General features: G+C 39.6%; 20 protein-coding genes, 1 tRNA gene and 1 pseudogene. 4 read left to right on the forward strand and 18 right to left on the reverse strand.

The features are described 5' to 3' along the window. Positions 1-123: 123 nt before the first annotated feature. From IV50_RS07050 to IV50_RS07060, 3 genes are read right to left on the reverse strand one after another with little or no spacing between them, the layout of a single operon-like run. On the reverse strand, positions 124-2,175 hold the full coding sequence (locus IV50_RS07050) for a DNA topoisomerase (protein ID WP_057747019.1): 2,052 nt from the start codon (positions 2,173-2,175) through the stop codon (positions 124-126). A 19-nt stretch (positions 2,176-2,194) separates the two neighbouring features. Continuing rightward, positions 2,195-2,812 (reverse strand): DUF1054 family protein, encoded by a 618-nt coding sequence (locus IV50_RS07055; RefSeq protein ID WP_057747021.1) that lies wholly within the window; start codon positions 2,810-2,812, stop codon positions 2,195-2,197. 2 nt (positions 2,813-2,814) lie between these two features. Next, the gene (locus IV50_RS07060; RefSeq protein ID WP_057747024.1) at positions 2,815-3,882 is read right to left on the reverse strand and encodes a mechanosensitive ion channel family protein; all 1,068 of its coding nucleotides are present in this window, start codon (positions 3,880-3,882) and stop codon (positions 2,815-2,817) included. Positions 3,883-4,078: 196 nt separating this feature from the next. Between IV50_RS07060 and IV50_RS07065 the strand changes: the two genes are divergently transcribed. Further along, on the forward strand, positions 4,079-4,399 hold the full coding sequence (locus tag IV50_RS07065; protein WP_057747026.1) for a DMT family transporter: 321 nt from the start codon (positions 4,079-4,081) through the stop codon (positions 4,397-4,399). Positions 4,400-4,445: 46 nt separating this feature from the next. Here the strand turns inward: IV50_RS07065 and IV50_RS07070 are convergent, their stop codons facing one another. Together IV50_RS07070 and IV50_RS07075 are read right to left on the reverse strand one after the other, a co-directional pair. Continuing rightward, positions 4,446-4,913, reverse strand: a complete 468-nt coding sequence (locus IV50_RS07070) for a glutathione peroxidase (RefSeq protein WP_057747028.1) — start codon at positions 4,911-4,913, stop codon at positions 4,446-4,448. A gap of 21 nt (positions 4,914-4,934) precedes the next feature. Further along, positions 4,935-5,489 (reverse strand): DNA-3-methyladenine glycosylase I, encoded by a 555-nt coding sequence (locus IV50_RS07075; RefSeq protein ID WP_084736799.1) that lies wholly within the window; start codon positions 5,487-5,489, stop codon positions 4,935-4,937. Positions 5,490-5,645: 156 nt separating this feature from the next. Here IV50_RS07075 and IV50_RS07080 point away from each other — a divergent pair, with 156 nt between their 5' ends. Then, the gene (locus IV50_RS07080) at positions 5,646-6,287 is read left to right on the forward strand and encodes an HAD family hydrolase (protein ID WP_057747031.1); all 642 of its coding nucleotides are present in this window, start codon (positions 5,646-5,648) and stop codon (positions 6,285-6,287) included. A gap of 57 nt (positions 6,288-6,344) precedes the next feature. Here IV50_RS07080 and IV50_RS07085 read toward each other — a convergent pair whose 3' ends face one another. The 6 genes from IV50_RS07085 to IV50_RS07110 all read right to left on the reverse strand — a co-directional run bounded on the left by IV50_RS07085 (position 6,345) and on the right by IV50_RS07110 (position 12,981). Then, positions 6,345-7,118, reverse strand: coding sequence for a (S)-acetoin forming diacetyl reductase (locus IV50_RS07085; protein ID WP_057747089.1), 774 nt, complete (start codon positions 7,116-7,118; stop codon positions 6,345-6,347). Between the two features lie 100 nt (positions 7,119-7,218). Then, positions 7,219-8,376, reverse strand: coding sequence for a glycosyltransferase (locus IV50_RS07090; RefSeq protein WP_057747033.1), 1,158 nt, complete (start codon positions 8,374-8,376; stop codon positions 7,219-7,221). Positions 8,377-8,386: 10 nt separating this feature from the next. Then, positions 8,387-9,523 carry a polysaccharide pyruvyl transferase family protein gene (locus tag IV50_RS07095; RefSeq protein ID WP_057747035.1) on the reverse strand — a complete coding sequence of 379 codons (1,137 nt, stop codon included), beginning with the start codon at positions 9,521-9,523 and terminating at the stop codon, positions 8,387-8,389. Between the two features lie 4 nt (positions 9,524-9,527). Beyond that, on the reverse strand, positions 9,528-10,904 hold the full coding sequence (locus IV50_RS07100) for a lipopolysaccharide biosynthesis protein (RefSeq protein WP_057747037.1): 1,377 nt from the start codon (positions 10,902-10,904) through the stop codon (positions 9,528-9,530). A 16-nt stretch (positions 10,905-10,920) separates the two neighbouring features. Beyond that, positions 10,921-11,994: an EpsG family protein gene (locus tag IV50_RS07105; protein ID WP_057747040.1), complete on the reverse strand. Its 1,074-nt coding sequence runs from the start codon at positions 11,992-11,994 to the stop codon at positions 10,921-10,923. A 15-nt stretch (positions 11,995-12,009) separates the two neighbouring features. Further along, the gene (locus IV50_RS07110) at positions 12,010-12,981 is read right to left on the reverse strand and encodes a glycosyltransferase family 2 protein (RefSeq protein WP_057747042.1); all 972 of its coding nucleotides are present in this window, start codon (positions 12,979-12,981) and stop codon (positions 12,010-12,012) included. Positions 12,982-13,238: 257 nt separating this feature from the next. On the opposite strand from IV50_RS07110, the gene IV50_RS07115 reads away from it, so the two are divergent. After that, a tRNA-Asn gene (locus tag IV50_RS07115) sits at positions 13,239-13,311 on the forward strand. A 32-nt stretch (positions 13,312-13,343) separates the two neighbouring features. On the opposite strand, the gene IV50_RS07120 is transcribed toward IV50_RS07115, so the two are convergent. The 3 genes from IV50_RS07120 to IV50_RS07130 all read right to left on the reverse strand — a co-directional run bounded on the left by IV50_RS07120 (position 13,344) and on the right by IV50_RS07130 (position 15,734). Further along, the gene (locus IV50_RS07120; protein ID WP_141324959.1) at positions 13,344-13,757 is read right to left on the reverse strand and encodes a hypothetical protein; all 414 of its coding nucleotides are present in this window, start codon (positions 13,755-13,757) and stop codon (positions 13,344-13,346) included. Between the two features lie 190 nt (positions 13,758-13,947). Next, positions 13,948-14,685: an acetoacetate decarboxylase gene (locus tag IV50_RS07125; RefSeq protein ID WP_057747091.1), complete on the reverse strand. Its 738-nt coding sequence runs from the start codon at positions 14,683-14,685 to the stop codon at positions 13,948-13,950. A gap of 14 nt (positions 14,686-14,699) precedes the next feature. Then, positions 14,700-15,734, reverse strand: a complete 1,035-nt coding sequence (locus IV50_RS07130) for a ketopantoate reductase family protein (protein WP_057747045.1) — start codon at positions 15,732-15,734, stop codon at positions 14,700-14,702. A 422-nt stretch (positions 15,735-16,156) separates the two neighbouring features. Here IV50_RS07130 and IV50_RS07780 point away from each other — a divergent pair. Next, positions 16,157-16,360, forward strand: a pseudogene (locus tag IV50_RS07780) (zinc ribbon domain-containing protein); the annotation flags it as partial. 40 nt (positions 16,361-16,400) lie between these two features. Here the strand turns inward: IV50_RS07780 and IV50_RS07135 are convergent. The 4 genes from IV50_RS07135 to IV50_RS07150 form a co-directional block, all read right to left on the reverse strand. Then, positions 16,401-16,844: a hypothetical protein gene (locus IV50_RS07135; RefSeq protein WP_141324957.1), complete on the reverse strand. Its 444-nt coding sequence runs from the start codon at positions 16,842-16,844 to the stop codon at positions 16,401-16,403. Between the two features lie 20 nt (positions 16,845-16,864). After that, positions 16,865-17,296, reverse strand: coding sequence for a phosphate-starvation-inducible PsiE family protein (locus IV50_RS07140; RefSeq protein WP_057747049.1), 432 nt, complete (start codon positions 17,294-17,296; stop codon positions 16,865-16,867). A 58-nt stretch (positions 17,297-17,354) separates the two neighbouring features. Next, a complete protein-coding gene (locus IV50_RS07145) occupies positions 17,355-17,642 on the reverse strand; it encodes a hypothetical protein (RefSeq protein WP_057747051.1) in 288 nt (95 codons plus the stop codon). Positions 17,643-17,754: 112 nt separating this feature from the next. Next, positions 17,755-17,988 (reverse strand): hypothetical protein, encoded by a 234-nt coding sequence (locus tag IV50_RS07150; protein ID WP_057747053.1) that lies wholly within the window; start codon positions 17,986-17,988, stop codon positions 17,755-17,757. Positions 17,989-18,348 lie beyond the last annotated feature (360 nt).

Genomic DNA, 18,348 nt, shown 5'->3' on the forward strand with positions numbered 1-18,348 from the left:
CTCTTTGGTACATGAATAATAATAGCATATGAAAATTGCTTATGCAAGCGTTTTCATAAAACCAATCATAAAAAATATAAAAAGGTCTAAAGTAGCACTACAGCACCACTTTAGACCTCTATTTTATGCTTTCAATAGTTTGAAACCCGTGTATTCATTTCCGCGAAATGTTCTTTTTCCTAACTGACCTTTTGCTGTAAAAGGCTTTTTTTGTTTGGTGGTCGTTTCAAAAGTAATTGTTTTACCCGCTAATAAATCTGCTATTTCCGTCTCAGTGAATGTATGGTTCCCCCAAGTTTTTGCAAAATGCACTTCTTGCCCCTTAAAGATTCCTGTCACTTGTTCCGCTTTTGGCTTCGCTTTGACTTTACGTTTCTTTGGTGGTGGTCCAAGACGTTGGGTCAGATTGGCAACATTCGCTTCCATTTGTGGCATATCGTGGGCAATCACCTGCGTCACGGAATCCAATAGCTGCGCCATCGGCATCTTAAATTGTTCCACTTCGTCCATCATCTCAAAAAGCCGTTTCGTTATTTTAGGCGAGGCAATCCACGTATTTTCTACCATTATCGCTGAGATGTTTCCGGTTTGAGTCGGCGTTAATTTACCCCGTGACTCGTTTAGCATCCCCTTTGTACCTTGACTCATATCGGACAAAGTTGAGACACGGGTCGCCCCAGTCCCCACATTATTCTTTTCCAAGAAAGCCATAATCCATTTAGTTGTTGGCGTTTGTGGTTTGGGATTCTTTCCCTCAGCTAACTCTGGTTGGGCCGTCGGCCCCAAGGTCGCACTTTGACTCTCTGTATCATCCGTCTCAACATTAAAGATTGCCTTATAATTCAACGCAATCGGCACATTAAAAGCTGTCTTAAAATCAGGATAGTCTAATAAATCTGCTGTCACGTGATCATAAACATAGTCTTCCGCCAGCATCGCCAAATAGTTCTTAGCTAACGTCGTATAAATCTGGCGCGCACCAGGGCCATACTTCTCCAGCTGATCCAGTGAAACCGGTACCTTAGTCCCTGGTCGGTTAGCCCCGTGACTCCCCTGTGGCTTCACATGGGTTTTACGTGGTTGGCGATGACTTAGCAGTTGGCGATCAACTTGAACTAAATCCGCAATCTGATCAACTGCCGGCAAAAGTTCATTGAATTGTTCAGGAGTTACATTGCGATCCTCGGTACGCGGATAAGAAACATATTGTGCTTCATACAGCTTTTGATACGTGCTCAAAACCTGCTTTGCCGATAAACCTTGAGGCGCAAGTAGTGCTGCCAACCCTGCCAAATCGATTAATTTAGGTGGCGCTTGGCGTTTCGTCGTGTGTTTCTCATTGGCTACGGCACTCTCATGGTAAGTTGCCACGTCAGCTTCACCTTCACTGCGTTGCGCGTGCCGCCATGCAATTTGCTCAGCTTTAGGATCCACCTTACGCGCAAAGACATGCCCCGCGGGATCTTTAAACTTTACTTCATAATAAGGCACTGGGACATAGGCATTAATCTTTTGCCATTGCTCATAAATTTTCCAAATGATAACAGACTTTAAACGCCCTTCTCGGGCTACAACAGCATAGCCGGCCCCTTTCACTAAAGTTGTCGCAATCCGAGTTAACTGCATCGACGCAAAATCCCATCGACTGCGACTCTCACCTTTAAGGTATGGGCCATATTGCCATTTATCGGCAATAGGGACTAACTGACGCATTGCCTGTTGAATTGATTGCGGCGTTTCATCCATAAAGTTAGCTCGAAGAACTGCCCCTTGCCACTTCATTGCATCAATTGCTTCAAAGGCAAGTAAATCACCTTCACCGGATGGATCTGTATCAGTCGCAATAATAATGCCATCGTAGCCTTGTTTAAGTTCTGCTTTAATTTGATCAAGCAATTGCTTATTTGTTGTTCCTTTTGTTCGGGTACGAATATAGGTCCTTTGCCAATTCAAATCATTGAGTTGCCAAGGCATATCGGCTAACTTCCATGATTTATATTTTTTGGCTAACGTTTCAGGAACCATCTCCTCTGGCTCCCGAAAAGTCATGAGATGTCCGCGTAGGTTCATAATCCGGTAATCAAAATCAGCGAAATGTCCTGCCGAACCTCCTAATGCCTTTGCAAAATTTTTAGCTGCTGACGGTTTTTCCGCCAGAATAAGATATTTAGGCATCTTCAACATCCTTTTTCATTTATTCTGATTGTACTCTTATGCATTCATATACGTTTTGTAGTTTTCGAAGTGCCTCACACAGAGCATAATCCAAATCAGCCGTCCCAAAGCGAGGGTCCCCTTTTGCAATTCTAAGACCAACTGAAAATTCGGTATGCTTTTTCTGCCCGAATTGCATCACGGTACGTTCAAAATTGGTGGCATCCAAAGATATGACCGCAGGTTCCATATGGTTTGGGCTAATAACAAAGTTTTGTGGCAAATCTAAAAAATGGCTTTGTTGCGCCTGGATACGTTCAGTCCACAAGGCTTGCTGCGTTGCATCCTGCTTCAAATTCTCTAAAAAGCTTAAATATAAATACAAACAATCATCCCAAAGCCCTAATTCAAAATGTGGTAGCATCTTGTACCCACGCTTATTTGGGGCAAATGCCACCCAGGTATTGTCTGGTGGATAAACTGTTCGGCGCAAATGTTTAGCAACATGCGCATACCACGCTTGGCCATCCTCTTCTAAAATTGGCAAAGCCAATTTAGCAAAGTCCTCAAATTTTGGATCAATTTGTTGTTGGATAAGTTGCATGCGTTCAGCTAAAGTTGGCGCCTCAAATATCCTAAAATCTTGATTATTAAACATCACTAATCCCCCGTTTCACCTGCATCGGATTTTGCAAATTTAATATGCAACGTCTGCGCCGCTTTCATCACATTCAAATTCAAAATAGCCTTGGCGTCGTCACCGTTTTCAACTCCTTTCGGAGAAAGCGGTCCATTAACTTGAATATGAATCCCTTGATTGACAACTTCCGGAATTTTAACTTGATATTCCATATGTTTAGCCATGAATCGCTCGTCTTTTGACAAGAAATCCAGAATGCGTTGTCGTAACGCACTGACTTGTTCGTCGGAAGTCGTAACATCTAGATAGTAATCCAATGTAATACGTGGCATGTCGACTCGACTGTCATTCGTGATCGGCTCATTAGCTAAAGTTGAGTTAGGCACAACTTGCAAGGCGCCTGTTGCCGTCCGCAGCTTGGTCGAACGAAAGGTAATGTCTTCAACTGTCCCTTGAATTGAAGGCGATTCGATTTTATCGCCAATGGAAAATGATTGTTCGCCAATGATGACCGCGCCCCCCAAGAAGTTTTTAATCTGGTCTTGGGCCGCCATTGAAACGGCAAGTCCCGTCAATCCAACGCCAGCAAATAATCCACTAATATTAATTTGCCAAGTTTCAAGAATGGCAAAGATAATGACCACTACCATTAAAATCTGTAAAAGCGTGGTCAAAAATGAACGCATAATCGCACTTAATTCAAAACGCTTATGCTTTCCAGCCTTCGTCACAGTCTCCATTAAAAGTGGAATCAGGTGATATAAAATCACGCCAAAACTTATCAAAATCCAGGTGCGTAACACCTGATTTGTGATAATCACCAGTCCACGTGGCGCTTGCAAATATGCAAACAACAAATTCATCCCCACTGTATATATAATCACCGTAATGGGACCTGCTAAAGCCTTAATGATCAACGGGGCTGATGTTGTAAAATGCTTAAAATGATGTTTTGACCACTTATTCATCACAAACCGCACACCATAATGACCGACTAATCCCATAATGATTAAACTCGCTACGGTAATTGCTAAGTTTTGCCAATCAAATGTCACTTCAATCCAATTTAAGATATTTTTGGTTTTCATCAGGTTCACGTGTCCTTTTTTGTTTACTTATATTGCATTGTACCAAACATTGCCAAAGGCAGTCGCCTGTGCTAAACTACATTTTATCAAAAATTAAATCAGCGCCACCGGGCGCATCACACGAAATGTCACACCGATACCATTAGGTCACAGAAGGTATCGCTGGGGGCATTTTTTATTTTGGAGGAATACACACATGGCATGGCTTTATTTAGGTTTGGCAGGAATTTTCGAGGTCGTTTGGGCAACCACCATGAAACTCAGTGACGGGTTTACCAAATGGCCATTTGTTTTAGCAACACTCCTCGGCATGGTGTTCAGCTTCGGGTTCTTAGCCCTGGCCACCAAGACACTCCCCTTAAGCACCGCCTACCCCGTTTGGACTGGCATTGGTGCTGTTGGCGCAATCTTAGCTGGGGTCATTATTTTTGGCGATTGCATCTCCCCTATCACTTGGGTCTTTGTCGTCTTGTTACTCATTAGTTTAGTTGGTATCAACATTACGCATAGTCACTAACTGAAAAAGCTAACCGGCTTCCACTGCTGTGGTTCCGGTTAGCTTTTTATTTAAGTAATTTTTCAATTTCAGGTTCAATATGTTCTGGTTCCGTTATTGGGGCATAGCGATGTACCAATTTACCAGATTGATCAATCAAGAACTTTGTATAATTCCACTTAATCATGCCATGGCCACTCATCTTTTTCAAATACACAAATAGTGGCGTTGTATCAGGCCCGTTGACTGCAACACGTTGTGTCATGGGAAAAGTGACACCATAGTGTATTTGACAGTAATTTGCGGTTTGAGAATCAGTAGCCAATTCATTTTTAAATTGATTTGATGGCAATCCAATCACCACTAGCCCCTTAGCATAATATTTTTCGTACAAAGCCTGCAGCCCATTTAATTGTCCAGCTAAACCACACTTACTAGCCGTATTCACAATCAACAATATCTTTCCTTTATAATCAGCTAGGTCTAATTTAGAGCCATCCATCTCATCCAACTTAAAATCATAAATTTGTGTCATGTTGTTTCCTCCTAGGAAGTGCTACTTATATTTAAAATCGCAGCTTTCAATATGGTCATTAACCATGCCAATCGCTTGTAAAAATGCGTAAGTTGTTGTTGGCCCAACAAATTTAAACCCGCGTTTTTTCAAATCACGACTAATTTTTATAGCCAAAGGTGTTATCGCGGGGACCTCATCGGCCTGTTGCCAGTGATTCACGATAGGCGTGCCGTCTACAAACTGCCAGATATAGGCCGAGAAATCAACTGGGGCTGCATCCATCGCTACAAACCGTTGGGCATTATTAATCACCGCTTCAATTTTCTGACGGTGTCGAATAATTGAGGCATCTTGCACAAGTTCATCGACTCGCGCTTGATCGTACTGTGCCACCTGAGTATAGTCCCAATTTGAAAAAGCTAACTTAAAGTTATCACGTTTTTTCATAATTGTTTTCCATGAAAGACCTGCCTGCATCAACTCCAGTGTTAAGGCTTCAAACAATGACCGTTTTTCACATTGAGGCCAACCCCATTCTTCATCATGATATGTTTGATTTACGGGGTCACTTCCCCAGTCACATCTGACAACCATTATTGGCACCATCCTTAATTTACCGACTTCCAAGTACGCTTTCACTCAGATTGATTCTTCATAATATATGCCCATTCGCTAGTAATTTCAAGCTATATATTATAGAATCCTAATAATACTTAACCTTTTTCAAGCGAAAGATAGCGAGGAACAGCCATGCAAAATATGCTATTCGACTTCGACGGGACGTTAGCAAATTCAGGCGCGACAGTCGCATTAGCTACACAAGCGGCTTTTAGGGTTTTGTCCCTTCCCGAACCAAGTCACGATACAATTGCTTACTACATGGGGATTCCAATTGAAACCTCTTTTAAAGCAATGGCCCCTGAGCACGATTTTACAACCGCAGAATACGATCGGTTATTATCCAGCTTTCGCGAACATGCTCAGTCACTTGAACGGACTCAGGTCACACTCTTCCCCGACATCAGTGCTGTTTTAACTCATTTAAAACAGGATGGTCGCCAACTTTTCATCGTGACTAGCAAACCAACACACACACTCAATCGAAATCTCAAACGATTAAATATCGCGCATTTTTTTACTGATTGCATTGGTTCTGACCAAGTTACCCACTATAAACCGGCTCCCGATGGCATTTTAATATTGCTTGATCGATACCACCTCGATCCAAAACAAACCGTCATGGTCGGGGATGCAACCCATGACTTACAAATGGGCAAAGCCGCAGGCGTCAAAACAGCCGCCGTCACTTGGGGTGCCCACACCACGGCAGCCTTGCAATCTGAAAAACCTGATTGGCTTTGCCAAACCGCCCTCGAACTCACACAGCTATAAATAAAAAAATGCTTACTTTTCAGTAAGCATTTTTGTTTATTTTATTAATTTAAGACATTAATGGAAAACCATGCCCCCATCAACAACTAGTGTTTGACCAGTCATATAGTTAGAATCTGGCCCAGCTAAGAAGGCAACACCGGCAGCAACATCCTCAGGTTCTGACAATCGTCCTAAGGCGATACCGTCAGAGAATTGCTTCAAGCCCCATTCGTCTGACTCACCCGCCTCTTGGGCAACATCATGTGCAATTCCCATCATCATCGGTGTCTTCACAATTCCTGGCGCAAAGGCATTCACCGTAATACCTAGTGGCGCTAACTCTTTGGCTGTCGTTTGTGTAATCCCACGAATCGCAAACTTTGTTGATCCATACACGGTTAGATTTGGATTACCTTCAATTCCGGCTTGAGAACTGGCGTTAATAATCTTACCGCCATGCCCCAACTTTTTAAAAGCTTCGGTTGCCGCTTGAATCCCCCAAACGGTTCCGTTGATATTGATTTTATCTGCTAACTCAAGTGTCTTTTCATCAACATCTAGAATGGGTTGTGAAGGCGCAACACCGGCATTGTTAATTAATACTGTTAAATCACCAAAATGTGCGACAGTCTTCTCAATGGCATCGAAAACTTGATCACGCTTCGCAACGTTAACTTCGACCGCAAACGCTGTATCAGGTTTTTGATGATTAATCTCATCTGCCACTTTTTGTGCGGTATCCAAATTTAAATCCGCAATCTCTACTTTGAAATCGTCCTGAACCAAACGCTTCGCAATGGCTTCACCAATTCCTTGACCTGCTCCAGTAATAAATGCAACTTCTGTCATGTTCTCGCTCCATTTCTTTTGTGCTGTCTTGCTGGCTACACCATCATTATACGCTTTTAATTTCACAAAAAAAGGACACCCCCTTGAGCGTCCTTTCTCGTTATACATACTTCTTATAAATTTCGAGCATCGCTGCATCCACAGATGAAGCGTCAAACTGCATGAGTTCAGCGCGATGTTTCTCTAAATCAGGCTTTCTTTGATTTCGGTATACCTGTTCAATCGACTGAGCAATTGCATCAACATCAGTCACGTCAACTAGCAACCCTAAATCTTCAGAGGTGAGATAATCCGCCATTCCCGTATTTTGAGATCCAATCACATAGTTACCATCGACCAGTGACTCAAGACCACCTAAGCCAAGCCCCTCTCTTAATGAAGGGAAAACATTCAAATCAGCGGCATAATGAATATTGGTAATATCAGAACGGTAACCCAAAAATTGAACTTGTGATTCTAATCCCAACTCTGCAACCTTTGCTTCAAGCATAGCCAAATTTGGTCCCACACCTGCTATCAACAATTGTAATTGTGGATTATCCAGTTTAGCCATGGCTTCTAGGACCACAATTTGATTTTTATTGTCATTGAGTTCACCAATTGTGGTTAACACATAATCAGAATCAGATAGTCCTAATTCAGTACGGATTTCCGTACGGATTGCTTGTTTTTGGACAGCAGAAACTGCCAAAGCACCTGCAACATCAATCCCAACGCCCGCAATATAATCGACTGTCGGCTTTTTAAAATTTTTCTTTGCCAAACGATAATCACGATGGTTAATGGTAATCAATTCATTAGTCCAGTAACTAAAAGCTTTTTCTACTGGATAAAATACCCAGTTTTTCTTAGGACCCCCACTAAAGAATTGGAAGCCGTGTGCTGTATACAATGCAGGAACTTTGAACTTATGAGCAACATAGCGCCCAATTATACCACCAAGTGGTGAGTGACAATGCACGAATGCCCAATCACTACTTGGACCGTCATTGAAGACCTGCTTTAACGCCTTGGCTGATGCCCGATTTCCCTTAATACTGCCAATCCCACGTTCAAAGGGAATTTGATGGATAACAGCGCCAATCTCATCAAGCCAATTAAGTAACTTATTTGTCTCATCCTCATCCATAGAACCATAATCGATAAAATCACTGGCAACATGGACTTCCATGCCTAATGATTGTGTCATCAAAATGTTTCGAATATTGAATTGTTGAATCATATTCGCTTTAGCAGCGATAAAAAGCACTTTTTTCATGTACAGCTCCCTATTTCATGTCTGATGTTTGGACAAGGTGAGTAATCGTATCAAGTAATGGCTTGTATTTGGCACCGACATCAAATTCAGGCACAGCTCCATCAATAATCGTATCAAAGGCTTGTTTAACCTCAGCAACCACATCCTGATTTTGGTCACTTTGTTCAAAGAAGCGGATATTTTGATAATCAGATAACCAATCATTATATTCGTTTTTAACCTTAGAGTTGTAATTATCAAAAACAATTGCGGGTGTTCCGGTAATCACAGAAAAAATCATACCATGTAGGCGATCCGTGACAACTAAACTAGCTGATTGGAATTCTGCAATCTTCTTTTGTACAGCCGCATCACGAGTAAACTTATCTAAAGCAACACCGATATCAGTATCGGTATCTTTAACCACATATCCTTCATTTTCGATATGTTGGCGCAATTGTTCCACTAATGTATCATCCAATTCTTTCTCTACATCAGCACGCAAAGCAAATAGCACGCCACTCTTTTGTGCGTCAACACGTTCATTCAATGACAGCACAATATCCGGCACCAATTGAATGTTGTTCTCTGGAAAAATTTGTTTAAGTTTGTCTTCACTGACATGATCGCGGGCAAACAAATAAAAGTGCTCTTTTTGTTGCTTATAAATACTTTGCGAAACGCGACCATCAAATCCCATCTGATCCAGATTACGAAAAGTTACCGATTGTGGTAATTGAACTACTGGATTCTCTGTAAATGTGTTAATTAATTTGCGTCGCACATTTTCCGCATCGTAGTATATGTCACCAATATTACCACCTGCTTGTATAAAAATAATATCATTTGATTTAATGTGGTCGCGTAGATATTTAACGCCAGCTAATGTCTCATTAATTTGAAATTCAACCACTGGGTTATTAAAATGATCCTGCAAAAAGCGTGACTGCGCCATTGCGATGGCTTGGTCACCCAAGTTACCACTAATAGGCGTTCCAAAGATATAAAAGACACCGTCGTTAGCTCCTTCTGGTACCTCGACATCGAGTTTAGTCGAAAAAGTTTCAAACATACGGTAGTGATATTTAATATAGTTATAACGACTTGCTAAAAAGTTTGTCATTTCAGGTGATAACACACTTTTGATTACTTTTTTTAATTGACTCATGTTCTTATCCTTTTTTTCTTAGAAGCATTGTCCTTACGTTCAATAAGGTAACCAGCACCAACAAAACGACTAAACTAATATAGCGAACCGGTACCTCTGGAATATAGTTTGCTGCAATCATTGCAAAAACGATACTGAGCGAAGTCAACGTCGTTAATAAATTCACTTTAATTGGAACAAGCTTTTTAGTTTTTACAATACGAATCCACAATACCAGCGCAAAGCCAAGCATTGAACCCAGTCCAGCTCCTTGAACACCAAAGATGGGAATCAAGATTACTGAGAAAACTAAATTAGCAATTAATCCAATAAATGTTGTCGTCATAATATCACGTGTTTGTTTTGCCGCAATATATGTTGTCCCGACGAAAGCTGATAGATTTGAGAAAACAGCAGATACAAGTAGAAAACCAATGTTTTGCCATGCATCGTAATACGAGGCTTGTACAATAACCCCCATCAGTGGTCGTAAGACCAGTAAAGCGAGCGCAACAACAACAATCAACCAACTAAATAATTTAGCAAAGGTTTCTGAATAAAATTCACTCGCGTCCTCGGATTTGAATTCATCAACTGCGGATATTTGCCAAGCTTGACTGAAAATACCATAGAAAATCGTAACCAACGCTGGTACTTTTGATGCCACAGCGTACAACCCATTCCCAGAAGCTCCTACAAAAATTAGAATGAAGAATTTGGCAGCATCTTGTGTAAACCACCACGCAAAGGCATTCGGGATTAAAGGAACACTATACATCAATAGTTCGCGCATAATAGGCTTTTTAATCTTGGCAATCTTAATTTGACGGTAACACTTCGAACAGACCACCATTAAGAAAATGGTAATGATTGCGCTTAAAATATAACCAATAATAAATCCAGTAACATGCGTTGGACCATATATAATCCCAAATGCCGTTAGTAAGGCATTTAATGCCGTAAAGATTAAACTAAAGACGATAAACAAGCGAATTAATCCCGTTCCACGGAAATAGTTCAAAAATAGCATCACAAAAACGTTAGCCATCACCATCACTGCTATAAAGAGTAAATTAGGTCGACCTGTGATGATATAGAACAATCCGGAAGCGAATACGAAAGCAACCGTTCCAAAGAGGGTCAGCGCAACACCATTACTTAAAACAGTATCACTATCGTATTCGTCATCAAGCGTGAATCGAAAAACGGCATCAGCAATACTGAACCCAACAATAGGTGCCAACATATTAATCGTTGTAATGAACAAATCGACAGACCCATATTGACTTTTTGTCATCAAGTAGGTGTAGATTGGCACCATTAAAATGTTAATCAGCTTTGTCCCAATACTGCCAATCGCAAAAATTAAGGTATTATTCAATAATTTTTTATTCTTATTCATGACTCCACCTGACTGACTAATTTAGGATATATGGAATAATATCACCATTATTTCGTGCTAATTGGTATGTAAACTGGATGAGCGTTAAGCCAAACAAAATCGCAAAGACTATGATTCGACCAACTTTGCGATTAGTAAAGAGTCGGTCCATAACCTCTGGCAAATCAGCAAAAATATAAATTCCAAAAATTGTAAAATAGGTTAGACCACGCTGCAAGAGAATCACATTTCCTAGCAACACACTAACAACTGTTCCAACGAAATACAATGTCGCCACATTGCGTTGTAAATCAGTAAAAGGTGATTGTGTCGCAAATTTAAAATAGATATATGCAATCAAAACTAGCAATAGGAAAATATTGAAGAAAATGATCAACCCACTCCCCTGCGTTGATTGATTCAAACTACTAACATTTGTTGCATTCGAATAAATATCAAATCCTGGAATTAAATTGACAATTGTATTCGAGAATTTCGCATAAGATAATGAAAAAATAACTGCGAAAACTGTCAATATTCCAATCCAAAACTTATTCCACTTAATCCATGAGACGCCTAGATATACTAGTCCCAACAATGCTGTCGCATGAAATCCCACGCCAATTAAGGTCAGTGCGAGATACCGCATGTACTTTTTATCCATCAAATACATGAAACCATTCAATACCAGTCCTAATGCAATATACTGACGAGCAATATTAAAACTAGGCAAATAAAAGTTCAGAGAAATAAAGAAGAAGGTTGTGTATAAGGGGTTAGCTGGCAACCGATAAATAAATAGTCCGAACAATAATGCAATCAAAAGTGCATTGGCCGCTGTGATTGCGTGCGGATCGGAACTGATGGCTTTCACCATTGTCGAAAAGATACTAAATGCTGGAGATTTTTCACTAAATACGTTTCCCGTATTGGAAAAAATTGTTTCATAAGTAAGCGTGTCTGTTCCAACTGTATTTGCTCTCATTGCAGCAAAAGTCCCTAAAAATGCAAAGCTGAAAAAGACAAACGCCCGCCGACTACTAAAATATTGGTTATTTGTAACTAAATAAATGATTCCGATAACCGGAAATAACATGAAATAAATTGCCATGGTGCCCCCTAGAAGTTACTTACGATTTACATTGCGTTGTCCCAATTTTTTAAAAATGTTTTTGCCTAGGAAAGTCGTCCACGCAGCAAAAAGCGTTTTAAATCGTAATTGGAAATTAAATAAGAAATGGTAACGGTATGACTTCATTAATGACCAAATCTTTTTTTCTTGCTGTTCATAGGTCGTATTGTCGGCCGGCATTTGTAACAACAAACTGGCCAGCGTACTAAAGGCCCTTGCATACGCAAAACTAAGTACTTTAGGTCGATGTGCTTTAACATAGTCGATCATCGCCTCACTCAATTCCACGCCATCCATTTTTTTAGCAGTAAAGGTTCCGGCACTAATACTTGATTGCCGCAATCGATAAGCATAGTCAGCCGCATCAATAAAAGCCACCTGGTTGGCGTGATCAATCAATTGCACAGTCGTGTAAAAGTCTTCATACAACTTTCCAAATGGATATTGAATATCTGTAAATAAATCGCGATTATAGAGTTTCGCCCACGCACTCACTTCAAATTTTTTTTGAGAAAGCACTGTTTCCAAGGCTTGATCCGCATCTTGCAAAAAGATATCACCACTATATGCTGGAGGTGTCACTGTATCTACATGTTCATCATCCTGAATCGTAAAGAAACGTGCAATTGCTATTTCAGCGCCCTTTTCTTTAGCCGCAACCAAATGTGCCAAATAATCTGCCGTCACTTCATCATCGCCATCAATGAAGTTAATCCATTCACCGGTAGCATATTGCATGCCAAAATTTCTGGCATCTGACAGACCACCGTTATCCTTGCGATAGTAATGTACACGCTCATCTTGATCGGCAAACGCCTTGGCGATTTCGCCTGATTGATCAGTTGATCCATCATCAATCAAAAGTAATTCAAATTCTGTATATGTCTGTTTTAAAATAGATATGATAATTTTTTCTATGTATGCCTCAACATTATAGATTGGCACAATAATCGAAATTAATGTCATCTTTTGCATCCTCTCATTTTAGATACTACACTATATATATTATTATCAACTTACTTGTATTTTCGAAACCTATCGAGAATTGCCTTTAAGAGCGGCCTTTCAATCGCTCACCTCCCGCAATCCCAATTCTCATCACACCTTACTATCATACATAATTTTTCCATATATTGCGATGCTTTTAAACTATATTATCTTTATTTAATAGTTCTTGCTTTATCCCCTCATTTTAGGTTATAATAATCTCATAGAAATCTAATTGCTCTGTAGTTCAGTTGGTAGAACGCCGCACTGTTAATGCGAGGGTCGCTGGTTCGAGTCCAGCTAGAGCAGTAAAAAAGACATCCACATGTTGTGGATGTCTTTTAATTTTGTTTGATCTTTTCAGATTCGAACAATGTGAAGATATAATTCCACGTTGGACGGACGACCAAGAAAAAGAGTGGAAAAATAATTGATAACTTAATTCCCCAACCTTGTAGGAAATTCGTTAAGATGGGGAATTCACCAATATTTTTCAAAATCGTTGTCACCAATGTAATCACCCCAGAATTAATTAGGATAATCAGGGCTGGAATAATCAAAAACTCACGGAAGTTCGCCTTAATGCGCCCTAGATAACGTCGTTCGATATTCTTCACTAATGGAATCGTGAAAAACTCCTTGAGGATAAACGCACCTGGAATGACAAATAAGAGCATTTCCAAGATAAACGTCACATCTTCTGCATTAATGCCGTACATTAAAAATGTGTTAATGGTAACCATCGATGTAACCATTGTTAAAAAGATTAAGTGACCTTTCAAAACTACCTTCTTTCATAAATGCTTTATGTATTTAAAAGCTCAGTGTTCACAAGCAACTTGTTGTGTACACTGAGCTTTTTTGACGATCAATTGTTTGATCAAATTTTTCAGTGCACTGTCTAGTGTACCGAAATTATGCGTATTTGGCAAATTAGATGTTACCTTAATCAGCTAAATAATCGTAAACCATATGTGGGCGAGGTAACGTCAAATCAGCCACAATATGTTGTGATTTCACAATCTCTCTAACCGGCAAATCAGCAACTGGTGCCATGACATGTTCAAAGAATTGCAACTTAGCTGGCGAATTCCAAGCCCCTTTAACTTCAACATCGGTAATTGTTGATTCCGTCATTTCTAGCACACGTGGCGTTGCATCGTAATTGCGCATAATATTAAGACGATAACTTGGCTTTGTAATCTCAGCCTTAGCTTCTTCTAAATCCATTGGGTAGTAATTATATGCCATAGTGGCTGTGGCAACAGGTAATCCGCTATACTCAAGCTTACCAACTAGGACATCATTATCTAAATAGATTGATGTATCAGCCAGTTTCTTTGGAAAAGCAGCTATTTCACGACCAGAAGCGATTGCTTCAGCATTGTTAACGTACATTGAAAGGTAGAACTCACCTTCTTGACCATTGAAGGTCACTGGAATTACTTGCCCGATTTCAGCATAGTCACCTAGTCCATCTGAATCTGGCATGTTAATGAATTCAAACTTAACCAAATCATCAATTGGTTCTAGTGGTTCAGGTAATACCTTCATCAAGGCATCATGATCAGTACGATAAGTAATGTTCATGAAGTCACGATTATGAAACTTAACCTTCGCTGCTGGAAAGGCTGGTGAATCAATTGGCGTTGTAATCTTTTTTAGTAAATCTGCCTTATTCATAATCATTACTCCTCCTATTTCAACATGTCCTTCAAAGTCGCAATGCTCTCATCAAAGACAGGAAGCTTACCCGTCTCTTCAGCCTTAGATACAGTTGATACAACAAAATCATTAAATGGTGTTTTAATGTCATGTTCTTCACCGGCTTTAACAATCACACCATTGATGTCGTGAACTTCTGTTTTGCGACCCTTTTCAAGATCTTGTAACATGCTGGCCTTAAGATCCTTGCTTGCTGCCATCATGCGGCGAACCAAAGCAATTTGGTCATCGGTAAAGCCATCAGCAGGCTTCTTAAAGTCATTTAGGTCGATACTACCCATCTTATCAAATGTCACATTATCAGCCTTTCCAGCTTCTAATCCTTCATTAATAATGTTCAAGGCCGCTAATACACCAACTTGATTATCAGCAACCGCCCCAAAGGTTGAATTAGTTGCTGCAGATAGCCCACTGAAAGCTGAGTTGATCAACAACTTTGACCACTTTGTACCAAGTAAGTTATTTGAAACGAACGTTCCCCCAACATTGTCCATGACCTTCTTAAGCGCCTCAATACGTGGCGTATCGGAACCATCTAACTCACCAATCTTAAAAGCAAATTCTTTAAAACGATCATAAACCGTTGTCAATTCTGATGAACCGGCACCTTGAGCTGTTGCACCAAATTCAACAGAACCCGCAACAACATTTTTTGCTGGAAGCTGCGTCAAAATATACTTTTCTGGGACACCATTTTGTAATGAGACCAACGTACCATCTTCATTCAAAATTGACTTGATTTTTGGTACAACAGAGTCATTGAAAACTTGCTTGGTCAATAAGAAAATAATATCAAATTTTCCATCAATATCATCAGGCGTTGAAGCCTTAACGGGAACTGTAATGTCTGTTGTTCCAACAACATGTGCACCCTTCGTATTTAATGTATCAACGTTCTCTTGCCAAACATCAATCAGCGTCACATCCAAGCCTGCCTTAGATAAAAAGGCTCCAATGATAGTTCCTAATGATCCTGCACCATATACTGCAATTCGCTTATTATCCATGTCAAACTACCCCTTTTATTTTGTTCGCTATAGCATTGATTTATCTACCGCTATAATGTAACGAGAAGTGTAGGCGCGGAAACTTAAACGAATAATAAAGTTTTTTAGATTTTTAAAATACACTTGAATAAGTTTAAATATTCACAAGGATAACTATACAGACGCGCTTGGCTACACGCAATCTAATCTTCTAACATTAAGCTTGAAAGCTGCCTCAATACCGTAAAATTACATTTTTTTTGCATAAAAACACACAAAGTCTTTTTAAATTCTTTATTTCACAAGCCTTCATGCAACCAAAAAATCCAAAATACGCTATAATGATAACCATTAATACGCAAAGGAGCACGACGATGGGTCAAACTAATTTATGTCAAAGTTGTGGTATGCCGATTGATTAGAACACGCCCGGTGGCACTAACGCTGATGGATCAATTTCAACCAAATACTGTACTTACTGTTACCAAAATGGTCAATTTACTGAAAACCTCCCATTTGATGATATGTATGCCAAAAATTATCAACGATTCTTGGATTCTGATATGAATCGCTTCCAAAAATTCATCCTTAAACGCATGTATACCAAAAAATTCATGCGCGGTTTAGATCGTTGGCAACAACATTAATAAAAAAGGTTAACCACTTCGCTAATTGTGGTTAACCTTTTTATTTTTGTTTTTTTATCCGGATTTCGCGTCGACGTTGCCACTTAAGCAGTTTAGAGGTTGTTGTTAATGCAACTGATAACAGAATATTAACTAGGGTCAGCACCAAAAATGTTTTTGGAATATTCGATCCAGTAAATTGAATCATTAAAGTCGTTAATGTTGTAAAGACTGTTATAAGGCTTAAAACGCCTAAAGGCAATTCGTAGTTTCCACGTAAATGCAACAGGCGATGCGCACCATAAAGGATACCAACACTTGTGACAATGAAGCCAATATAGGTCATCAAGAACCACCAGATAAATTCAGACGGGTCCTTTTTTGCAAAGGCCAACATGTCATCTGCCGCCGTATATGAAATAACAACTCCAAATATCTCTACCAGTAGATAGATAACTACCAACCAGACTAAGGGTGGAAAAACAATCCGCCAAATTTTACGCAACCTCTTGGTCCACCCACCTCTCATCGGCCATGCTCACTATCTGGTAGTTTATTATTTTGGGTTTGATAACGCTTATACAAAATAATCGCAATCACTAAAATTAAAATGGCGCCGCACAGCAAGAGTGTTTTTAAGGCATTGTCATGATATACCAAAATTGATCGGATAATTGCCGTCACAGCCACATAAAGATAATCCTCAAAATGTATATTCGCATTACTTGAGAAGTAGTCTTTAATAATCACCAAGAACTCCAAAAACAAAAAAGCGGACAGAATATTTTTTGAAATATCTGTAAAGTCTTCATGCGTTAAATGCTGAAACAACGGTAAAACCAATTCATAAATACTTAAGGCAAAATAGGCAGCAATGACCAGCCCAAAAATCATCATAAAAACCATGATGACGTACTCATAGCCTTTCGTAATACGCTTTAAATTCTTTTCACTCATGTTTCGGACTACCTCTCATTAAGTTATCGCTACGCATGTGCCCGCAAAATCGCAAACACTATGTTTCTTTATTGAATAAGTTTTTAAATAAATCTTGTAGAAATGGGACATTTTCATTTTCAAAAATTACTAATGGAAAAGCCTCAGCGGCACTCGTTAGTTGCCAGCCCTCTGGCGCCTTAATTTTATCATAGTCTGCGGCAAAGGCAGCTTCATCCCCATATCCTGCTTGTTGATTTTTAACATGCCCACTAATTTTAACATCATCACTGGATTTGACAATATAATCCCAACCCAGCTGCGCAAACATTGCCTTGGCTTCACCAATAGCAGGTTCAACTTCCATTTTCGTTTCCTCGACCTTCATTTCTTAACAATTCCCTATTATAACAAAAGTCATGCTTTGCGTGTACAAAGCTCAATTTACAAAAAAAGAATGAATCCCTAGATTCATTCTTTTACTTTTTGGTATTTTTTGACTGCCATGTTACTTTATTGTGCTTATCAATTGCGATGTCTAAGTCTTGGTCATTTTGGTTCAATAAATACGTAATTGCCTGACGATCGGATTTACTGGAAAAGGTATCAGCGGGTAACGTCATTTCATTAAAATACTGACCATATTGTTCACGAATTAGTGCCATGACTCTGCCTGCTTGTTCAATCTGCGCCTGTGTTATCTTAACTGCCATACGCCGTACCTCGCCTTTCTTTTGCCCCTATCACAATCGCTTACTTATGGTGATTGCTCCATTTTGTGATGCACCACTGAATGAGCCACAAACAAAGCATCACAAATGCAGTTGGTCCAATTATCAAAACTAAAAAGTTTCCATCTACAAAAATATGCCCATACCACAATTGGATGATCATCCTTATTGCAATCACAATTCCTAATGCAATTATACCTAACTGACACCATTTTTTCATGCTTAGTACCTCTTTATCCATCAGCTTATACGTAGTACTTTAACGTAAGCTAAAAGGATTCAGGTTCTCATTCAGTTCTATTAAAAAATAATTGTTCCAAACCTTCCTGGTTGGACAATCAT

The organism is Weissella viridescens (genome assembly GCF_001437355.1).
Classification (GTDB): Bacteria; Bacillota; Bacilli; order Lactobacillales; family Lactobacillaceae; genus Weissella; species Weissella viridescens.

Bases quoted from the DNA above. Each gene is read 5' to 3' on its own strand.
- IV50_RS07050 (WP_057747019.1), bottom strand. From the start codon at position 2,175: ATGCCTAAATATCTTATTCTGGCGGAAAAACCGTCAGCAGCTAAAAAT.
- IV50_RS07055 (WP_057747021.1), bottom strand. From the start codon at position 2,812: ATGTTTAATAATCAAGATTTTAGGATATTTGAGGCGCCAACTTTAGCT.
- IV50_RS07060 (WP_057747024.1), bottom strand. From the start codon at position 3,882: ATGAAAACCAAAAATATCTTAAATTGGATTGAAGTGACATTTGATTGG.
- IV50_RS07065 (WP_057747026.1), top strand. From the start codon at position 4,079: ATGGCATGGCTTTATTTAGGTTTGGCAGGAATTTTCGAGGTCGTTTGG.
- IV50_RS07070 (WP_057747028.1), bottom strand. From the start codon at position 4,913: ATGACACAAATTTATGATTTTAAGTTGGATGAGATGGATGGCTCTAAA.
- IV50_RS07075 (WP_084736799.1), bottom strand. From the start codon at position 5,489: ATGGTTGTCAGATGTGACTGGGGAAGTGACCCCGTAAATCAAACATAT.
- IV50_RS07080 (WP_057747031.1), top strand. From the start codon at position 5,646: ATGCAAAATATGCTATTCGACTTCGACGGGACGTTAGCAAATTCAGGC.
- IV50_RS07085 (WP_057747089.1), bottom strand. From the start codon at position 7,118: ATGACAGAAGTTGCATTTATTACTGGAGCAGGTCAAGGAATTGGTGAA.
- IV50_RS07090 (WP_057747033.1), bottom strand. From the start codon at position 8,376: ATGAAAAAAGTGCTTTTTATCGCTGCTAAAGCGAATATGATTCAACAA.
- IV50_RS07095 (WP_057747035.1), bottom strand. From the start codon at position 9,523: ATGAGTCAATTAAAAAAAGTAATCAAAAGTGTGTTATCACCTGAAATG.
- IV50_RS07100 (WP_057747037.1), bottom strand. From the start codon at position 10,904: ATGAATAAGAATAAAAAATTATTGAATAATACCTTAATTTTTGCGATT.
- IV50_RS07105 (WP_057747040.1), bottom strand. From the start codon at position 11,994: ATGGCAATTTATTTCATGTTATTTCCGGTTATCGGAATCATTTATTTA.
- IV50_RS07110 (WP_057747042.1), bottom strand. From the start codon at position 12,981: ATGACATTAATTTCGATTATTGTGCCAATCTATAATGTTGAGGCATAC.
- IV50_RS07120 (WP_141324959.1), bottom strand. From the start codon at position 13,757: ATGGTTACATCGATGGTTACCATTAACACATTTTTAATGTACGGCATT.
- IV50_RS07125 (WP_057747091.1), bottom strand. From the start codon at position 14,685: ATGAATAAGGCAGATTTACTAAAAAAGATTACAACGCCAATTGATTCA.
- IV50_RS07130 (WP_057747045.1), bottom strand. From the start codon at position 15,734: ATGGATAATAAGCGAATTGCAGTATATGGTGCAGGATCATTAGGAACT.
- IV50_RS07140 (WP_057747049.1), bottom strand. From the start codon at position 17,296: ATGAGTGAAAAGAATTTAAAGCGTATTACGAAAGGCTATGAGTACGTC.
- IV50_RS07145 (WP_057747051.1), bottom strand. From the start codon at position 17,642: ATGGAAGTTGAACCTGCTATTGGTGAAGCCAAGGCAATGTTTGCGCAG.
- IV50_RS07150 (WP_057747053.1), bottom strand. From the start codon at position 17,988: ATGGCAGTTAAGATAACACAGGCGCAGATTGAACAAGCAGGCAGAGTC.